This is a genomic window from Aeromonas rivuli, assembly GCF_020149575.1.
Taxonomy (GTDB): domain Bacteria; phylum Pseudomonadota; class Gammaproteobacteria; order Enterobacterales; family Aeromonadaceae; genus Aeromonas; species Aeromonas rivuli.
In genome coordinates this window covers 2,057,031-2,075,476 of the sequence record NZ_CP079742.1, presented here as the reverse complement: position 1 = coordinate 2,075,476, position 18,446 = coordinate 2,057,031, and the positions used below count along the sequence as shown (strand labels likewise).

The 18,446-nt window shown below is 57.7% G+C and carries 14 protein-coding genes; 7 read left to right on the top strand and 7 right to left on the bottom strand.

The window, feature by feature from the left end:
- The first annotated feature begins 450 nt into the window (after positions 1-450).
- The 3 genes from KYK33_RS09835 to KYK33_RS09825 are packed head-to-tail and all read left to right on the top strand — an operon-like array spanning position 451 to position 5,201.
- A complete protein-coding gene (locus KYK33_RS09835; protein ID WP_224432847.1) occupies positions 451-2,373 on the top strand; it encodes a PrkA family serine protein kinase in 1,923 nt (640 codons plus the stop codon).
- 27 nt (positions 2,374-2,400) lie between these two features.
- Positions 2,401-3,672: a YeaH/YhbH family protein gene (locus KYK33_RS09830; protein ID WP_042042402.1), complete on the top strand. Its 1,272-nt coding sequence runs from the start codon at positions 2,401-2,403 to the stop codon at positions 3,670-3,672.
- Between the two features lie 8 nt (positions 3,673-3,680).
- Positions 3,681-5,201: a SpoVR family protein gene (locus KYK33_RS09825; RefSeq protein ID WP_224432846.1), complete on the top strand. Its 1,521-nt coding sequence runs from the start codon at positions 3,681-3,683 to the stop codon at positions 5,199-5,201.
- Positions 5,202-5,294: 93 nt separating this feature from the next.
- Here KYK33_RS09825 and fadR read toward each other — a convergent pair whose 3' ends face one another.
- Positions 5,295-6,008 (bottom strand): fatty acid metabolism transcriptional regulator FadR, encoded by a 714-nt coding sequence (gene fadR / locus KYK33_RS09820; RefSeq protein WP_042042400.1) that lies wholly within the window; start codon positions 6,006-6,008, stop codon positions 5,295-5,297.
- 332 nt (positions 6,009-6,340) lie between these two features.
- Between fadR and nhaB the strand changes: the two genes are divergently transcribed.
- Both nhaB and dsbB read left to right on the top strand, forming a co-directional pair.
- Complete coding sequence (gene nhaB, locus KYK33_RS09815; RefSeq protein WP_224432845.1) at positions 6,341-7,924, top strand: Na(+)/H(+) antiporter NhaB; 1,584 nt, start codon at positions 6,341-6,343, stop codon at positions 7,922-7,924.
- An 82-nt stretch (positions 7,925-8,006) separates the two neighbouring features.
- Positions 8,007-8,528 carry a disulfide bond formation protein DsbB gene (gene dsbB, locus KYK33_RS09810; RefSeq protein ID WP_224432844.1) on the top strand — a complete coding sequence of 174 codons (522 nt, stop codon included), beginning with the start codon at positions 8,007-8,009 and terminating at the stop codon, positions 8,526-8,528.
- 209 nt (positions 8,529-8,737) lie between these two features.
- Here dsbB and KYK33_RS09805 read toward each other — a convergent pair whose 3' ends face one another.
- From KYK33_RS09805 to apbC, 4 genes are all read right to left on the bottom strand, one after another.
- Positions 8,738-10,207, bottom strand: coding sequence for an inorganic phosphate transporter (locus KYK33_RS09805; protein ID WP_224432843.1), 1,470 nt, complete (start codon positions 10,205-10,207; stop codon positions 8,738-8,740).
- A 608-nt stretch (positions 10,208-10,815) separates the two neighbouring features.
- Positions 10,816-11,397, bottom strand: coding sequence for a dCTP deaminase (dcd, locus tag KYK33_RS09800; protein WP_005902592.1), 582 nt, complete (start codon positions 11,395-11,397; stop codon positions 10,816-10,818).
- Between the two features lie 66 nt (positions 11,398-11,463).
- On the bottom strand, positions 11,464-12,108 hold the full coding sequence (udk, locus tag KYK33_RS09795; protein ID WP_005902590.1) for a uridine kinase: 645 nt from the start codon (positions 12,106-12,108) through the stop codon (positions 11,464-11,466).
- Positions 12,109-12,217: 109 nt separating this feature from the next.
- Entirely contained in the window at positions 12,218-13,300 is a 1,083-nt protein-coding gene (gene apbC / locus KYK33_RS09790) for an iron-sulfur cluster carrier protein ApbC (protein WP_224432842.1), read from the bottom strand.
- Positions 13,301-13,463: 163 nt separating this feature from the next.
- On the opposite strand from apbC, the gene metG reads away from it, so the two are divergent.
- Positions 13,464-15,497, top strand: a complete 2,034-nt coding sequence (gene metG, locus KYK33_RS09785; protein ID WP_224432841.1) for a methionine--tRNA ligase — start codon at positions 13,464-13,466, stop codon at positions 15,495-15,497.
- 104 nt (positions 15,498-15,601) lie between these two features.
- On the opposite strand, the gene KYK33_RS09780 is transcribed toward metG, so the two are convergent.
- Positions 15,602-16,414, bottom strand: coding sequence for a CHAD domain-containing protein (locus tag KYK33_RS09780; RefSeq protein WP_224432840.1), 813 nt, complete (start codon positions 16,412-16,414; stop codon positions 15,602-15,604).
- Positions 16,415-16,567: 153 nt separating this feature from the next.
- Complete coding sequence (gene yccX, locus KYK33_RS09775) at positions 16,568-16,840, bottom strand: acylphosphatase (protein ID WP_042042389.1); 273 nt, start codon at positions 16,838-16,840, stop codon at positions 16,568-16,570.
- An 84-nt stretch (positions 16,841-16,924) separates the two neighbouring features.
- On the opposite strand from yccX, the gene KYK33_RS09770 reads away from it, so the two are divergent.
- Positions 16,925-18,355 (top strand): methyl-accepting chemotaxis protein, encoded by a 1,431-nt coding sequence (locus KYK33_RS09770; protein WP_224432839.1) that lies wholly within the window; start codon positions 16,925-16,927, stop codon positions 18,353-18,355.
- Positions 18,356-18,446 lie beyond the last annotated feature (91 nt).

Genomic DNA, 18,446 nt, shown 5'->3' with positions numbered 1-18,446 from the left:
AGCACCGAACACAGGGCCAATCTAGAGCAGCCTGAATGTAGCGTCAATGTAAAAATTAGACTCAAAACTCTAAGCCTGGAACGTTACGTTAACGTTTACGTAAAGCATATTCCACTGTGACACTCCCCAAGGCACGGCTGGCCTGCCCTGGGGTGATAGCGATCCTCTCCCTCATCCCGTTCGTACTTTTTTATTGAAGAATGATGAAACATTTATTTTTTATCTCTTTGACATTTACCCAGCTATCGTGGCAGAAATAATTTAACAGTCAGTAACATACAGCATCTGCTGACTGCCTCCCACCCAAAGGGCCAGGGAAGCGAGCCAACCGATTTAATCCCGTTAACGGTGATGGATTACTGGGGGCTGTTGACTAGGCTTAAGAGGAAAGTACAACAAGGGTAAGAAACCGGTCATTTTAGGGTAAGCGACTATAACAAGGGCTAAGTTATGGGCATCTTCGAGCATTACCAACAGCGTTATGAGCAAGCCAGGGAAGAGGAGTACAGCATTCAGGAGTTCCTGGACATGTGCAAACAGGATAAATCCTGCTACGCCTCCGCCGCCGAACGTCTACTGGTCGCCATCGGCGATCCCGAGATGGTTGATACCGCCACCAATCCACGACTCAGTCGCCTCTTCTCAAATCGAGTCGTTGCGCGCTATCCGGCATTCAAAGATTTCTATGGCATGGAAGAAGCCATCGAACAGATCGTCTCCTACCTCAAACACTCGGCCCAGGGGCTGGAGGAGAAGAAACAGATCCTCTATCTGCTGGGTCCGGTTGGCGGCGGTAAATCCTCCCTGGCCGAGAAGCTCAAATCCCTGATGCAGAAGGTGCCCATTTACCGGATCAAAGGCTCCCCGGTCAACGATCACCCCTTCTGCCTGTTTGACATGGAGGAGGACGGTGAGCTGCTGGAGAAAGAGTACGGCATACCCCGCCGTTACCTGCGTCCCATCATGTCCCCCTGGGCGGCAAAGCGTCTCACCGAATACGGTGGTGACATCAGCAAGTTCAAGGTAGAGAAGATCAACCCCTCCATCCTGCACCAGATCGCCATCGCCAAGACGGAGCCCGGTGATGAGAACAACCAGGACATCTCTTCCCTGGTCGGCAAGGTCGATATCCGCATGCTGGAACACTTTGCCCAGGATGACGCCGATGCTTACTCCTACTCCGGGGCCCTGTGCAAGGCCAACCAGGGCATGATGGAGTTCGTCGAGATGTTCAAGGCCCCCATCAAGGTGCTGCACCCGCTGCTGACCGCGACGCAAGAGGGCAACTACAACGGTACCGAAGGACTCTCTGCCCTCCCCTTTGACGGCATCTTGCTGGCTCACTCCAACGAATCCGAATGGCAGCACTTCAAAAACAACCGCAACAACGAAGCCTTCCTCGACCGCGTCTATATCGTCAAGGTGCCCTACTGCCTGCGCGTCTCGGAAGAGGTGAAAATCTACGAGAAGCTGCTCACCAACAGCGAACTGACCGAGGCCAAGTGCGCCCCGGGGACCCTGGAGCTCCTCGGCCAGTTTACCGTCTTGTCACGACTCAAGGAGCCGGAGAACTCCAGCCTCTACTCCAAGATGCGGGTCTATGATGGCGAGAGTCTCAAAGACACGGATCCCAAAGCAAAAAGCTATCAGGAGTACCGGGATTATGCCGGGGTCGATGAGGGGATGAATGGCCTGTCGACCCGCTTCGCATTCAAGATATTGTCGCGGGTGTTCAACTTCGATCATGCCGAGGTCGCGGCCAACCCGGTGCATCTCTTCTATGTGCTGGAGCAACAGATAGAGCGGGAACAGTTCCCGCAAGAGATCCACGATCGCTACCTGGAGTTCATCAAGGGCTACCTCACCCCGCGTTACGTGGAGTTCATCGGCAAGGAGATCCAGACCGCCTATCTCGAGTCCTACTCGGAATACGGCCAGAACATCTTCGATCGCTACGTCACTTATGCGGATTTCTGGATCCAGGATCAGGAGTATCGGGATCCGGAGACGGGCCAGCTGTTTGACCGCTCCTCCCTCAACAGCGAGCTGGAGAAGATAGAAAAACCGGCAGGCATCAGCAACCCGAAAGATTTTCGCAACGAAATCGTCAACTTCGTGCTGCGGGCCCGGGCCAACAACGCCGGTCGCAATCCGAACTGGACCAGCTACGAGAAGCTGCGCACCGTCATCGAGAAGAAGATGTTCTCCAATACCGAGGAGCTGCTGCCGGTTATCTCCTTCAACAGCAAGACCTCGGCGGAAGAGCAGAAGAAACACGATAACTTTGTCGAGCGGATGATGGAGAAGGGCTACACCCGTAAACAGGTGCGGCTGCTCTCCGAATGGTATCTCAGGGTACGCAAGTCATCCTGAGCCTGACGGCTTTGCCAAGGGGGAGTTATGGCGCACTTTATCGACCGCAGGCTCAACGGCAAGAACAAAAGCGCTGTCAATCGGCAGCGCTTCATCCGCCGCTACAAGAAGCAGATCAAACAAGCGGTCTCGGATGCCGTCTCCAAGCGCAGCATCCAGGACGTAGACAAAGGCGAGAGCATCAGCATCCCGACGCGGGACATTGGCGAGCCCCATTTTCACCAGGGTCAGGGGGGAAAACGGGAGATGGTGCACCCGGGTAACGATCAATTCGTCTCCGGGGACAAGATAGACAGACCCAAGGGCGGTGGTGCAGGTCAGGGCGCGGGTGAAGGTCAGGCCTCCAATCAGGGGGAAGGAAGCGATGACTTCGTGTTCCAGATCTCCAAGGAGGAGTATCTGGATCTCTTGTTCGAAGATTTGGAACTGCCCCACCTGCAAAAGACGCAGCTCAACCAGCTGATGGAGATGAAGACCTACCGGGCTGGCTACACCTCAAACGGCGTGCCGGCCAATATCAACGTAGTGCGTTCCCTGCGCAACTCACTGGCGCGACGCATGGCACTGCAAGCGGGCAAGAAACGCACTCTGCGTGAACTTGAAGCGCGCATGCTGTTGCTTCAGCAAGATCCGAGCGAACACTTTGCTGAGATCACACTGCTTGAGAAGGAGATCCGCGACCTGAAAAAACGGATCGATGCCGTGCCTTTTATCGATACCTTCGATCTCAAGTTCAATAACTTCGTCAAACGGCCGGTTCCCTCCAGTCAGGCGGTGATGTTCTGCCTGATGGATGTCTCCGGCTCCATGGATCAGGCCACCAAGGAGATGGCCAAACGCTTCTACATCCTGCTCTACCTCTTCCTGAGCCGTACTTACAAGAATGTGGAGGTGGTCTATATCCGCCACCACACCCAGGCCAAGGAGGTGGACGAGCATGAGTTCTTCTACTCCCAGGAGACGGGGGGCACCATCGTCTCCAGCGCGCTCAAGATGATGAGCGACATCATGGATGAGCGCTACCCCACCAATCAGTGGAACATCTACGCCGCCCAAGCCTCCGATGGCGACAACTGGGCAGACGATTCGCCCCAGTGTAAAGAGATCCTGCTGCGCGACATCATGCCGCGGGTTCGCTACTACTCCTATATCGAGATCACCACCCGGGCCCACCAGACTCTGTGGCACGAATACGAGTCGGTGGCGAGCCACTACTCCTACTTTGCCATGGAACATATCCGCAAGGTGGAGGACATCTATCCGGTATTCCGGGAACTGTTCAAGAAGCAAGCGGCCTAGGGGGGCATATGACAGAGACAGCCAGAACCTTTGCGCCCTTCGATGATGGGCCAGACTGGAACTTCGATCTGCTGGAGATCTACCACAAGGAGATAGCGCGCGTCGCCAAGCACTATCGCCTGGATACCTACCCCAACCAGATAGAGGTGATCACCGCCGAACAGATGATGGATGCCTACTCCAGCGTCGGCATGCCCATTGGCTACCAGCATTGGTCATTCGGCAAGCGTTTCATCCACACCGAGCGCAACTACAAGCGAGGCCAGATGGGGCTCGCGTATGAAATAGTGATCAACTCGGATCCCTGCATCGCCTATCTGATGGAGGAGAACACCATGCCGATGCAGGCCCTGGTGATGGCTCACGCCTGCTATGGCCACAACTCGTTTTTCAAGAACAACTATCTGTTCAAGACCTGGACGGATGCCTCATCCATCATCGATTACCTGTTATTTGCCAAAAACTACATCACAGAGTGCGAAGAAAAGCACGGTATAGACGCGGTAGAGCGGCTGATTGATGCCTGCCATGCTCTGATGAACTTCGGGGTGGATCGCTATAAACGGCCCCAGAAGATCTCATTGGCCGAGGAGAAACGGCGCCAGAAGGCCCGTGAGGATTATTTGCAGACCCAGGTCAATGAGCTGTGGCGCACCCTGCCCAAGCAGCACAAGTCCTCCAATGTGGCGGACAGACACTACCCCTCGGAACCTCAGGAAAATCTGCTCTATTTCATCGAGAAGAATGCCCCCCTGCTCGAACCTTGGCAGCGGGAAATCGTGCGCATAGTGCGCAAGATAAGCCAGTACTTCTATCCCCAGAAACAGACCCAGGTCATGAACGAAGGCTGGGCCACCTTCTGGCACTACACCATACTCAACCACCTTTATGATGAGGGGAAATTGAGTGATCGCTTCATGATGGAGGTGCTGCACAGCCACACCAATGTGGTCTACCAGCCCCCCTATAACAGTCGCTACTACTCGGGGATCAATCCCTATGCCCTGGGATTTGCCATGTTCATCGATCTGCGGCGCATTTGTGAGCAACCGACCGAAGAGGACAGGCGCTGGTTCCCCGACTATGCCGGCACCAACTGGGTGGATACCCTCCACTTTGCCATGCAGAACTTCAAGGATGAGAGCTTCATCAGCCAGTTTCTCAGCCCGAAAGTGATGCGCGATCTGAAACTGTTCGCCATCGATGATGACGATCTGAAGAACTACCTCAAGATTGCGGCCATCCATAACGAAGAGGGTTATCACCTGGTCCGCAACGCCCTCTCGGCCCAGTACAACCTCAGCAATCTGGAGCCCAACATCCAGGTCTATGATGTGGCGGTGAAGGGGGATCGTGCTCTGACCCTGCGTTATATTCCTCACAACCGCATCCCACTCGGCGACTCCCATCATGAAGTGCTCAAGCATGTGCATCTGCTATGGGGGTTTGATGTCGTGCTGGAGCAAGACAATGGCGATCTGCCAAGTGATCTCATCGGTCGTTGTCCAGAGCGACGCCCCTCCCCTTGACCCTGCCCCATGACAGATAATGCAAAGAGCGCGCCCTGGGGCGCGCTCTTTTTCTACCATCACTCGGCGAGATCCCAGAGGGGCTCAACGTCATCAGTTATCGCACAGGTTGCTCGGCATATCTGTGCGCAGGCGAGTCCATAACTTACCGGACTCAATGCCGTATTGGCGTACCGTCTTGTACACATCTTCGTGATTCTTGGTCTCTGCCAGCGTGCGCAACACCTTGTAATAGGCATCAGCGGAGGCGCGAGCCTGGGTATCGGAGAAGTAGTAACGACCAACCCGGCTATAAAGCCCCTTGAAACCGTTCAGGATCAGGGCATAGATGGGGTTGCCCGAGGCAAACGCAAGTTGATGATGCAGACGATAGTCAAACTCGGCATAGGCATCGGCACTGTTATCGACACTGTCTGCAGCCCGCAAGATCTCGGCAGCTTGTTCCGGATTGTTGCGGATCGCGCCCCGGATGAAGATGGTGCAGATGTTGGTGCGCGCAGACAGCAATTGCGCCACCAGCTCAGGCACCTTGTCCTGATCCAGGCGGGCCAGGGTCTCGAGGATATTAAGACCCGATGTTTCCCAGAAGTTGTTGACCTTGGTCGGCTTGCCATGCTGAATGGTCAGCCAGCCATCACGGGCCAAGCGTTGCAGCACTTCACGCAGCGTAGTGCGGGTAACACCGATTAATTCGGACAGCTCGCGTTCTGCCGGCAGTATGGAGCCTGGCGGAAAGCGATTGTTCCAGATGGACTCGATGATATATTCCTCGGCAAACCCGGCAGGGCTCTGCGCTTTTATAACCATGAAGTGACTCGATTCTCGTGCGTAAAAAGGCTCCCGAATAATAGCAAAGCAGGGGGTCGTGGCAAGCAGAAGGTCAGTCCTCTGCTCACATAAACGCACTGTTTTGTTATCAAAACGTATATAAATTCATCGCCCGCCGAGTTCGAGACTCATGCATGCCCCGAAATTGCGAGCAAGTCATGGGCAAGCTTCATTATGTAATTTATAGTTAGCCCCATTTTTGATTAAAATCATGGGGAATCAATCAAATAAGCGACAGCATCTTGGTGTGTGCCCGCCAGCGTCCTGGGTATCAACACAGCGTCCAACAATAATCACTGAGACTCACTATTATGCCGATTAGCCTAGGGCAAGCCTTTGCGAAGAACTTTTTAGGGCATGCCCCAAACTGGTACAAGAGCGCCATCATCGCCTTCTTGATCATTAACCCCATCGCCTTCCACCTGGATCCCTTCTTCGCTGGCTGGTTGTTGGTGGTGGAGTTCATCTTCACCCTGGCCATGGCCCTCAAATGCTACCCGTTGCAACCCGGCGGTCTACTCGCCATCGAGGCCGTGCTGATCGGCATGACCTCGGCCGAGCAGGTCAAGCATGAGCTGGTCGCCAATATAGAAGTACTCTTGCTATTGGTGTTCATGGTGGCCGGCATCTACTTCATGAAGCAGCTGCTGCTCTATGTGTTTACCAAGATGCTGATCCGCATACGCTCCAAGACCCTGCTTTCCCTGGCTTTCTGCCTGGTGTCTGCCTTCCTCTCGGCCTTCCTGGATGCCCTGACGGTCATCGCCGTGGTGATAAGCGTCGCCACCGGTTTCTACGCTATCTATCACAAGGTCTCCTCCGGCAAGGAGTTTGGTCATGATCACGACCACACGGATGATGTCACCGTCGCCGAGCTCAACCGTCAACATCTGGACGATTTTCGCGCCTTCCTGCGCAGCCTGATGATGCATGCCGCCATAGGTACCGCCCTCGGTGGCGTCTGTACCCTGGTCGGTGAGCCCCAGAACCTCATCATCGGCGAGCAGGCGGGTTGGCACTTCGGCGAGTTCGCCATGCGCATGTCACCGGTCACCATCCCCGTGTTCTTCTGCGGCCTGCTCACCTGCATACTGGTCGAGAAGTGCCGCTGGTTCGGTTATGGCGCCAAGTTGCCCAATGCGGTTCGCCGTATCATGGAAGACTACAACCGCTATGAAGACGAGCGCAGAACTCCTCAGGACAAGGCCAAGTTGATTGTTCAGGCCCTGATTGCCGTCTGGCTGATCGTGGGGCTTGCCATGCATCTGGCCGCCGTCGGTCTCATCGGCTTGACCGTCATTGTGCTGGCAACCTCCTTGACTGGCATCATCGAAGAGCATGCCCTTGGCAAAGCCTTCGAGGAGGCCCTGCCCTTCACCGCCCTGCTTGCCGTCTTCTTCAGCGTGGTGGCCGTCATCATCGATCAGCAGCTGTTCAGACCGGTGATCCAGATGGTGCTCTCCGCCGATCCGGACGATCAGCTAGCCCTCTTCTATCTGGCCAATGGTCTGCTCTCCATGGTGAGTGACAACGTCTTCGTCGGCACCGTCTACATCAATGAGGTGAAGACCGCCCTGTTAAACGGCGCCATCAGCCGGGATCAGTTCGACATGCTGGCGGTTGCCATCAATACGGGGACCAATTTGCCATCGGTGGCGACCCCCAACGGCCAAGCCGCCTTCCTGTTCATGCTCACCTCGGCACTGGCCCCTCTGCTACGCCTCTCCTACGGGCGCATGGTGTGGATGGCGCTGCCCTACACCCTGGTGCTGGGTGGCATTGGTTTCATCTCAGTGGAGTTTTTACTCGGCCCCATTACCAGCTGGTACTACGAGGCGGGTTGGTTGTTGCACCACAGCAGTGCCGCCAGCAGTGCATTGCCACTGGCACACTGAGAAAAGGGCCCAGGAAGGGCCCTTTTCTTTTGCGCCTTGCTCTGCTCTAATCCGTCTCATCTTCCCCTTCAGGATCAATCAGATGATTGCATTTCTCCGCCATATTGCCTGTCAGCGTTGGGCCTGGGGCCTGCTCGCGGCCTCCGCCCTCGCCTTCGAATTGTGCGCACTCTTCTTCCAGCACATCCTCGGGCTGCATCCCTGTGTCATGTGCATCTATGAACGCATCGCCATCCTTGGTGTACTCACCGCCGGCCTGATTGGCATGGTCAACCCGCAGCAGTGGTATCTGCGCTGGGGGGCCTTGCTGCTCTGGGTCTTCAGTGCCTTCCGTGGTTTGCAACTGGCGCTGCAGCACGTTGATTATCAAATCAATCCCTCCCCCTTCAATGTCTGCAGCCCCTATGCCGACTTCCCCAGTTGGCTTCCCCTGGACACCTGGGTTCCCTGGCTCTTCTTCCCCGATGGAGATTGCAGCGAGATCAGTTGGCAGTTCCTCAGTTTTTCCATGCCCCAGTGGCTGATCGTCATCTTCGCCGCCTATCTGCTGGTGGCCGCCGTGGTGATGATTGGCAATCTGGTCAAGGGACGCTGCTGCAACTGATCAACCACCTTGTCATGAGAAGAGGCGCCCGAGGGCGCCTCTTTTTTATCCACGCCCAGCTAGATGGGAATGATGGGGAGGGCTGGGCATGTGACAGCGAGCGCACACGGCCAGCAGGTCCAGAGCAGGATCCCGTCGCTGGGCGGATATTCAGAGCCAAAAAAAGCCGCCCCGAGGGCGGCTTGCGTTTGTGTGCTACTCAGCGTGACTTAGCCCAGCAGGGCATTGCTCAGGATGAAGAGTCCCCCCGAAAGCACCATGGTCAGCGGCAGCGTCAGTGCCCAGGCGATCAAGATGGTCTTGATGGTCTGGCTCTGCAGGCCAGAGCCGTTGGCCACCATGGTACCCGCCACCGCCGAGGAGAGGATATGGGTGGTGGATACCGGCATGCCGGTCAGACTGGCGATCCCTATCGAGGTGGCGGCCGTGATCTGGGCGGCAATGCCCTGGCTATAAGTCATGCCGCTCGAGCCTATCTTCTCGCCGACGGTGTGAACGATACGGCGCCAGCCCACCATGGTGCCACAGCCCAGGGCCAGGGCGATGGAGACGATGACCCAGGTCGGGGCATATTCGGCAGTCGCCGTCAGATCCTTGCGCCACTTGGCGAGATCGGTCAGCTCCTTGCCAGGTAGCGGCAGCTTGGCGACTTTGCGGGCCGTATCATCGACACACAGCAGCAGGCGGCGTACTTCACGGCGCTCTTCCAGGCTCAGACCATCGTAGCTACGCACCTTGCCAAGCCTGTCATCCAGGGTCGCCATGGCCGACAAGGCATTCCCTGCCTCGCAATGGGTCACCGGATGATGGTTGACCTTGGCAGGACGCTGGAAGTCAATCAGACCCACCAGTTGATCCTGATTGCGCTGATAGATCTCGGTAATGCGACGGTTGGCATCCTGGGTTCTGTCGATGTCATAAGGACGGCTGCCCATGTCGAGGGCGAAATAAGCGGGTGCCATACAGATGAGCACCAACATCACCAGGCCGATGCCCTTCTGACCATCATTGGAGCCATGCACGAAGCTCACTCCCATGGCCGATGCGACCAGGGTCAGTCGTGCCCAGAAGGGAGGGTGCTTCTTGCCATCGACCAGCAACCGCTCTTCCGGGGTCTTGTGGATCTTGCTGCCCTGCCAGACTCGTTTGAGCGCAAACAGCAGCCCGGCCGCGATGATAAAGCCCAGTGTGGGCGAGACGATGAGCGACAGCATGATGTCGATGGCCTTGCCAACGTTGATCCCCTGCGCCAGGGGCTGATCGTTGATCCAGGCATAAGCGCCACCCACCCCCAGAATGGAGCCTATCAGGGTGTGGGAGCTGGACGCCGGAATGCCGAAGTACCAGGTACCCAGATTCCAGACGATGGCGGAGAAGAGCAGGGAGAAGACCATGACGAGCCCCTGGCTCGAATCCATCCCGAGCAGCAGATCGATAGGCAACAGATGGACGATGGCATAAGCCACCCCCAGGCCACCGAGCATGACACCGGCAAAATTGAAGATTCCGGAGGCCACCACCGCCATGTTTGCAGGCATCGCCTTGGTGTAAATCACCGTCGCTACCGCATTGGCCGTGTCATGAAACCCGTTGATAAATTCATACGTCAGTACAAAGAGCACGGCCAGCGCCAAGCCAATGAACCACCACAAACCCAAACCGTTAATCATTTCCAACATAAAAACGAACCTGTTTATGAGTTGCGGCGGATTATGCCCAGATGGCTCGGGGGGCAATAGCCATCCCTGAAATATTTCAGTCATAAAAATAAAGCGCATTTTAAAAAACCGAGGCTGGCCCCTTGCCCCACGGGACTATCAACAACTCGTTAATATAAGGAGCACAACCAATATCCGGGCAAAAAAACGCAAACGGAGGGTAAAACATGCTCAACATTTGCGATGTCGTGGCCAACAATACGGATCACGCCAAGTTTTATGACCAGGAAATGGCACACGATAGCCACATGTTGACGCCACATAGCTCATCAGCCGGGGCCAGTGTTCCGGTCAGGATGAGCCAATTGGACACCGCGAGCGGGACAATCTCATCGGCTCAGCCAGCACAGTCATGACAAAGAGTGCAATGCGACTCAGCGCAGCTAACTGCCATCACGCACAGACATCATGGATCCCCCTGCCTATGCCAGCGCCGCCCCACCTGATCAGGCTCACGGCGCCACGCTGCACCGGGATGATCAGACCGCCACAGGAGTACAGAACGCTGTCTGGGGAAACAGGCAGTAAAAAGGCGCCACAGAGGCGCCTTTGCAGGGAAAATAGTCGACTCAGTCTTCACTCATGCGGCTGGCGACCGCACCTTGCTGGCTCTTGTACTTGGCATTTTCACGCTTGTTGTAAGGTCTGGCTGCGGCGCCGGAGAGCATCTCGAAGTTGAGCGCCCCTATTTTCATCTTGGGACGCAGTGCCAGCGGCAGTTTGCCGCCGTTGTAGAACTCGAGCACGATACGACCGGACCAACCCGGATCGATACGGTGTGCAGTCACGTGCACCATCAACCCGAGACGGGCCAACGAGGAGCGGCCATCGAGCCAACCAACGATATCGGCAGGCAGAGTCACTGACTCATAGGTCACCGCCAGGGCAAGCTGACCCGGGTGCAGATAGAAAGCATCCCCATCCGCAATGTGGATCTCCTCGCTCATCACCCGATCGATGGCACTGGCCATCTCGCTGCTCGGGCCGCTCAGATCGATGAAGGGGGCGGTGTGGTCGCGAAACACCCGGAACTCGTTGCCAAGCAGCACATCGACGCTGACGCCGCTGATCCGCTCTACTCCGGGCCTGGGTTCGATGACTATCTTGCCTTCGTCCAGATGACGTTCGATATCGGTATCACAAAGACGCATTGGGCGACTCTCCTGACAAAAATGGCATTTAAAAAAGCCGGGCAGTGACCCGGCTTCCTCATGTTGTTAACCCACCAGCATGTGGCGAATACGCGCCTTGAGCATGTCGATGGCGATGCGGTTCTTGCCGCCTCTGGGCACTATCACGTCCGCATACTGCTTGGAGGGATCGATGAACTGCAGGAACATGGGGCGCACGGTTTTCTGGTACTGCTTGAGCACCGAGTCCATGGTACGGCCACGCTCTTGCACATCGCGCACCAGGCGGCGCACCAGACAGATGTCCAGCGGGGTATCCATGAAGATGGAGGCATCCATCAGCTCGCGCAGCCGGCTGTCAGTCAGCAACAGTATCCCTTCGAGGATGATGACCTTGCGCGGTGCAAAGTAGCTGGTCTCGCTGATGCGGGTATGTTCCGTGTAGGAGTACTGGGGGATCTCGACCCCTGCCCCCTTGATAAGCTGCACCAGATGCTCGACCAGCAGGCTGTGATCCATGGCGCTGGGGTGGTCGTAGTTGGTCTTGACCCGCTCTTCCATGGTCAGATGGGTCTGATCTTTGTAGTAACAATCTTCGGAGATCACCCCGATCTCACCCGCCCCCAGTTCGGCCACCAGCTCTTCGTAGATGGTCTGGGCGATGAGGCTCTTGCCGGACGCTGACGCCCCTGCAATGGCGATGATCACACACGAATGTTGAGTATCAGACATGACAAATACCTAAAAAAGAAGCGCTGCGGGAAAGGTTTAAACCGATCCATTATATGGAAAAGGGTGGGACCTGCCCACCCTAAATACCCACTGAACCGCCAACCGACGATTATTCGTCCACCGCCAGGGTAAACAGGGGGGTCGCAATCGGTTTACCGCTGAAATAGAGCGCAGCAGCGACCCGACGAGCCAGCTTCAAATAACTCTGAGCCAGCTCACCTTCCGGGGCAAAGAACACCGTCGGACGGCCATCATCCATGTGCTGACGAATATCGATGTGCAGCGGCAATTGACCAAGCAAGTCCACATGATACTGCTCAGCCATCTTCTGGCCACCGCCGGTACCAAACAGGGCTTCATGGTGGCCGCAGGCGCTGCACAGGTGATAGCTCATGTTCTCGATGATGCCTAGCACCGGCACATTCACCTTGTTGAACATGGCAATGCCTTTGCGTGCATCCGCCAGGGCCACATCCTGGGGAGTAGTGACGATGACGGCCCCCGAGGTCGGTACCTGCTGGGCCAGGGTGAGCTGGATGTCGCCGGTGCCCGGCGGCATGTCGACCACCAGATAATCCAGCTCGCCCCAGCGGGTTTCGTGCAGTATCTGCGCCAATGCCTTGCTGGCCATGGGACCACGCCAGATGGTGGCGTCCTGCTCGGCCACCAGATAACCGATGCTGTTGCTCTTGAGGCCACACGCCTCCACCGGCAGCATGGTCTTGCCATCCTGGCTGCTAGGGCGCTCTTGCTGGGAGCCCAGCATGATGGGGACCGAGGGACCATAGATGTCCGCATCCAGAATGGCGACCCGCGCCCCCTCTTTTTGCAGCGCCAGCGCCAGATTGACCGCCGTGGTGGATTTACCCACCCCCCCCTTGCCCGAGGCGACCACCAATATGTTGCGGATCCCCTGTACCGCATTGAGATGCTGGGCCCGGGGCATGCTGGCCACATCGATGTCGCATTGCCACTCGATCTGGCTCGCGCCGGTCAAGGTGCGCAACCTGTCATCAAACTCAGCCTTGACCTGTTCAAACCAGGAAGCGCCGGCAAAGGGCAGCACCAGTCTGATCTGCAGGGTTTGCTCCTGCTCGTTGATGGCACGGACAAAACCGGCGTCAACCAGGCTCTTGCCCCAACCGATTGGCTTAAATTCGGCAAGTACCTGTTTAACTGAATCAATCACCATGAAATCCTCATTATGTCGTCATTATGCTGAGGGTGAGTGGAGAACCTACCTCATAAGGGCCAAGCCCGCGCCCATGAAGGGCCGCAGACCTAGGCAGGCCGCCCCCAATTCGGGTAACATGCTCGGCACTGTATCATCCCAACAGGCACATAAAGAACGTATTATGGCAACTGATCCTCGTACAATGCTGGTAACCTGCGCCCTCCCCTATGCCAATGGCTCCATCCATCTTGGCCACATGCTGGAACACATCCAGGCCGATATCTGGGTTCGTTATCAGCGAATGCGTGGCCATCAGGTGCATTTCGTCTGTGCCGACGATGCCCACGGCACCCCCATCATGCTCAAGGCGCAGCAGCTCGGGATCACCCCGGAAGCGATGATCGCGGCCGTGTCCGAGGAGCATCAGACCGACTTCGCCGGCTTCAACATCAGCTTTGACAACTATCACTCCACCCACAGCGACGAGAACCGCGCGCTGGCGGAGCAGATCTACGGGCGGCTGAAGGATGGCGACTTCATCAAGGGCCGCACCATCACCCAGCTGTTCGATCCGGAAAAGTCCATGTTCCTGCCGGACCGTTTCGTCAAGGGCACCTGCCCCAAGTGCAAGTCCCCCGAGCAATACGGTGACAACTGCGATGCTTGCGGCGCGACCTACAGCCCGACCGAGCTCATCGATCCGAAGTCCGCCGTCTCCGGCGCCACCCCGGTGATGAAGGACTCCGAGCACTTCTTCTTCGATCTGCCGCAGTTTGAAACCTGGCTCGCCGGCTGGGTGCGCGGCTCAGGTGCCATCCAGGAAGAGATGGCCAACAAGATGCAGGAGTGGTTCGAGAGCGGCCTGCAGCAGTGGGACATCACCCGCGACGCCCCCTACTTCGGCTTCGAGATCCCCGGCGCCCCTGGCAAGTACTTCTACGTCTGGCTGGATGCCCCCATCGGCTACATGGCGTCGTTCAAGAACCTGTGCAACAAGCGCGGCGACATCGATTTCGACAGCTACTGGAAGAAAGACTCCACCGCCGAGCTCTATCACTTCATCGGCAAGGACATCGCCTACTTCCACTGCCTGTTCTGGCCGGCCATGCTGGAAGGGGCGGGTTTCCGCCAGCCGACCAAGGTCAACGTGCACGGTTATGTGACCGTCAACGGCGCCAAGATGTCCAAGTCCAAGGGCACCTTCATCAAGGCGAGCACCTATCTCAAGCACCTGGATCCGGAGTGCCTGCGTTACTACTACGCCGCCAAGCTCAACAGCCGCATCGACGATCTGGACTTGAACCTGGAAGACTTCGTCTCCCGCGTCAATGCCGATGTGGTCAACAAGCTGGTCAACCTGGCCTCCCGCAACGCCGGTTTCATCACCAAGCGCTTCGACGGCAAGCTGGCTGACAGCTGCAGCGAACCCGAGCTCTACGCCGAGTTTGCGAGCGCCAGCACCTCCATCGCAGAGGCCTACGAGGCCCGCGAGTTCAGCCGCGCCATCCGCGAGATCATGGCCCTGGCCGACAAGGCCAACCGCTACGTCGATGACAAGGCGCCCTGGGTGCTGGCCAAGCAGGAAGGTGCGGATGCGCAGCTGCAAGATGTCTGCTCCGTGGGCATCAACCTGTTCCGGGTGCTGATGGCCTACCTCAAGCCCGTCATGCCACTCTTGGCCGAGCGCGCCGAAGCCTTCTTGAATGAGACCCTCAGCTGGGAAGGGGTGGCCCAGCCGCTCACCAATCATCAGCTGGCCCCGTTCAAGGCGCTGTTCGCCCGCATCGAACCGGCCAAGATTGAGGCCATGATCGAAGCCTCCAAGGAAGATCTGGCCAAAGAGCAGGCCCCCAAGCCCACCGGCCCGCTGGCGGATGATCCCATCAGCCCGACTATCTCCTATGAGGATTTCGCCAAGATTGACTTGCGGGTGGCGCTGATCAAGAAGGCCGAAGCGGTGCCTGAGGCCGACAAGCTGCTCAAGTTGCAGCTGGATCTCGGTGGTGAGACCCGTCAGGTGTTCGCCGGCATCAAGTCCGCCTACAACCCGGAAGATCTGGAAGGCAAGCTGACCGTGATGGTGGCCAACCTGGCGCCGCGCAAGATGCGCTTTGGCATGTCAGAGGGCATGGTGCTGGCCGCGGGCCCCGGTGGAAAAGATCTCTGGATTTTGGAGCCCCAGGACGGCGCCCAGCCAGGCATGCGGGTCAAGTAAACCCCGCGCCATTATCAAACAAGGGGCCCAATGGGCCCCTTGTTTGTCTCACCCTCGCCAAGGCTGATGAGTGGCAATCCCCGCGCCTGATTGGCCGCCGCGCCTCAATCGACCTTGAGCATCAAGAGGCTCAACCCAACGAGTTCACCGCGCTGACAGGAGAGCCGTTGTAGCTGCCAGCCCCCTTTCTTGCGCAGGGCCCGCAACAGCCGTTGCTGCTTGGCGGTGCTCTTTTCCCGGCGCAGCCGCTTGTACCACTGCCGGCCATCTTGCAACTGACCCAACTGCTCCTGCCAACGGCCAAGCAGGGTCAACCAATCCGGATCCCCCGCCCCCATGGCCACCAAGAGCTCGCAGCCATAGCGGAGCTGCTTGATCTCGACCCGAGCCTTGTGCCATTGGCGCAACAGCTTGTCATTCTTGAGCTTCTTGGATTTGGCGCTCTGTTCATCATCACTCTGGTTGAGCAGCAGGCTCAGTCGCAGACCAAGCTGGAGCCGATACCAGGGCAGTGGATCAAAGCCTGCTGGCACCTGTTGTACCGCATCGAGCCAGCCGTCGAGGGCCACCGCCAGCATGTTCACCTTGGGTGGTACAGGCTCAGCTACTGCCCCCTTGCCCTCCTTCTCATCCCCTTTGCTCGCGGCCTTATGATGCAAGAAATGGCTGGCGTAGACCTGTTCATCCCGCAACGGGGAGAGACGGCGCACCGAATTCAGCAGCCGCCGCTCCAGCCTGGGGTGGTAAATGAGCGGGCGCCACAGGGCCAGCAGGGCATGGAGCCTGCGCGCCGCGATGCGGTAGCCATGGACTTGCTCCAGGCCCGCCTGCTGGCGCAGGGCCAGGGTCGCGGCCCAATAGTGATTGATGAGGGCACGCGCCTGATCAAGCAGTCGCTCGCGTAAGGGATCGTCCATGAAGTCACTCCTGTTTATTGCCATGCCCATCATGGCAATGCCAACGCACCGGCACTGTCACCCCCCAGGGGGGCGGATCTGTCACCTTGATATGACCCATCACCTGCCCGGAACCGCCAACAAGCAGAGCGTCCGGGCGTGACGAGCCTAGCGCTAATTAATGTGAAAGCCCGCCCTGACCTCCCCCTCATGGGCCAAATACTCGATGTGGGTCACGGCGGCGGTGCGCGGACCGTGTTCGAGCCAACCCAGCATCATCTGTACCTGCTCCCTGGGTCCGCAGATCACGACCTCGACCGAACCATCCTCCAGGTTATAGGCATGCCCCCTCAAGCCCAGTTGCAAGGCTCGCTCCTGAGTGAAGTAGCGAAAGCCCACCCCTTGCACTCGCCCAAACACCTTGACCGAAAACGCTTGCTCTCCCATTTTTCACACCTTTTCCTTAAGCAATGAGAGGGCAAGCCGATAATGATGCCGACACTCTCTGTTGTGCAGGATGCAAATACCATTATGAAAGAAGTAAAGTTTCGTTGGGTTGACCGCTATCTCATTCATCTCACCATCAGTGAAAAATTCCTCATCACCTTCTGGTGCCCGCTGATCTTCATCGCGGTACTCTCCTGGTATCTGCTATCGAGCAGCCACGCCCAGCAGATGCAGCTGCGCCTCGACGCCTTGCAAAGCAAGGTGGAGACCACGGCGCAACTGGTGAGCCAGCAACCGACCCTGACCCTGCCTGCCGGCTTGAGCTTAAGCCCCAGCGGTACTCCTGGCATCAGTGAGCAGGGCGAGCACCGCAGCGTCACCGCCAGTGCCGGTCAGGCGGGCTACCTCACCGCCACCCTGGATGCCAGCCAGTTCTCCCCCTGGGACAACCAGGGCAGCACCCTCACCGTCATCGCCCTGGTGGCCGCGCTGATGGCACTGGTCACCCATTATCTGATGACCTTCGTATCCGGCGCCCTCTACTCCACCAACAAGGCCCTGCAGACGGTGGCTGACGGCGATCTCACCCATCGCCTCAACTTCTTCCCGGTCCGGGACGAGTTTTCCGTGCTGGCGGGCAGCATCGACAGATTTACCGACCGTCAGCATAAGATAGTGCAATTGGTGGAAGAGTCTGCTGAAGCCCTCACCATGGCCGCCGACGAGTTTCGCGAACATGCCAGTGACGGCGAATCCCTCGCCATGGATCAACGCCAGCACATGGACTCCCTGGCCGCCGCCATGGAGCAGATGTCCGCCGCCATTCGCGAGGTCGCCCGCAATGCCAATGACTCCCTGGCCCAGACCCGCCAGTCGAGTGACGAGGCCAACCAGGGCGCCAACCGGGTGACCCGTACCATAGAGGCCATCAGCACCCTGGCCAGCGAGATAGGCAATGCCTCTGGCGCGGTGGAGCGGTTGACCCACAACGCCAATCGCATCAACGAGGTGATCGCCGTCATCAATGCCATCTCCCAGCAGACCAACCTGCTGGCCCTCAATGCCGCCATCGAGGCGGCCCGGGCCGGTGAGCAGGGTCGTGGCTTCGCGGTGGTCGCCGATGAGGTACGCACCCTGGCCAGCCGCACCCAGCAAGCCACGGTCGAGATCCAGAAGATGATCGAAGAGCTGCAAGGGGGCACGGGCGCACTCAACGACATCATGGAAAAAACCGTCGAGCGCGCCGAGCAGAGCCAGCGTCTGATCGCCGAAGTGGGGTTGGATATCGAGAAGCTCAGCCACCACAGCGATGCGGTGCTGGAGATGAGCACCCAGATAGCCACCGCCTCCGAGCAGCAGAGTTCGGTGGCCGAGGAGATCAGCCGCAATCTGGACCGGGTCCGTCACGAGGCGAGCCAGGTGGAAGAGTCCGCCAGCGCCTCGGTGGCCGGTACCGCAGGCCTCAAGGCCACGGCAACGGAGCTGACACAGGCTCTGCGTGGTCTCAAGATCTGACTCAGCCCATCACCACTACGTTTTGCCTTTGAGTTTTTGGGAGGGGCCACATAGAATGTGGCCCCATTTCTTTTGACCATCTGGCAACTCC

Excerpts from the sequence above, each read along its gene's own strand:
- KYK33_RS09835 (WP_224432847.1), top strand. The coding sequence starts at position 451 with ATGGGCATCTTCGAGCATTACCAACAGCGTTATGAGCAAGCCAGGGAA.
- KYK33_RS09830 (WP_042042402.1), top strand. The coding sequence starts at position 2,401 with ATGGCGCACTTTATCGACCGCAGGCTCAACGGCAAGAACAAAAGCGCT.
- KYK33_RS09805 (WP_224432843.1), bottom strand. The coding sequence starts at position 10,207 with ATGTTGGAAATGATTAACGGTTTGGGTTTGTGGTGGTTCATTGGCTTG.
- fadR (WP_042042400.1), bottom strand. The coding sequence starts at position 6,008 with ATGGTTATAAAAGCGCAGAGCCCTGCCGGGTTTGCCGAGGAATATATC.
- apbC (WP_224432842.1), bottom strand. The coding sequence starts at position 13,300 with ATGGTGATTGATTCAGTTAAACAGGTACTTGCCGAATTTAAGCCAATC.
- udk (WP_005902590.1), bottom strand. The coding sequence starts at position 12,108 with ATGTCTGATACTCAACATTCGTGTGTGATCATCGCCATTGCAGGGGCG.
- metG (WP_224432841.1), top strand. The coding sequence starts at position 13,464 with ATGGCAACTGATCCTCGTACAATGCTGGTAACCTGCGCCCTCCCCTAT.
- KYK33_RS09770 (WP_224432839.1), top strand. The coding sequence starts at position 16,925 with ATGAAAGAAGTAAAGTTTCGTTGGGTTGACCGCTATCTCATTCATCTC.
- nhaB (WP_224432845.1), top strand. The coding sequence starts at position 6,341 with ATGCCGATTAGCCTAGGGCAAGCCTTTGCGAAGAACTTTTTAGGGCAT.
- KYK33_RS09780 (WP_224432840.1), bottom strand. The coding sequence starts at position 16,414 with ATGGACGATCCCTTACGCGAGCGACTGCTTGATCAGGCGCGTGCCCTC.
- dcd (WP_005902592.1), bottom strand. The coding sequence starts at position 11,397 with ATGCGTCTTTGTGATACCGATATCGAACGTCATCTGGACGAAGGCAAG.
- yccX (WP_042042389.1), bottom strand. The coding sequence starts at position 16,840 with ATGGGAGAGCAAGCGTTTTCGGTCAAGGTGTTTGGGCGAGTGCAAGGG.
- KYK33_RS09825 (WP_224432846.1), top strand. The coding sequence starts at position 3,681 with ATGACAGAGACAGCCAGAACCTTTGCGCCCTTCGATGATGGGCCAGAC.
- dsbB (WP_224432844.1), top strand. The coding sequence starts at position 8,007 with ATGATTGCATTTCTCCGCCATATTGCCTGTCAGCGTTGGGCCTGGGGC.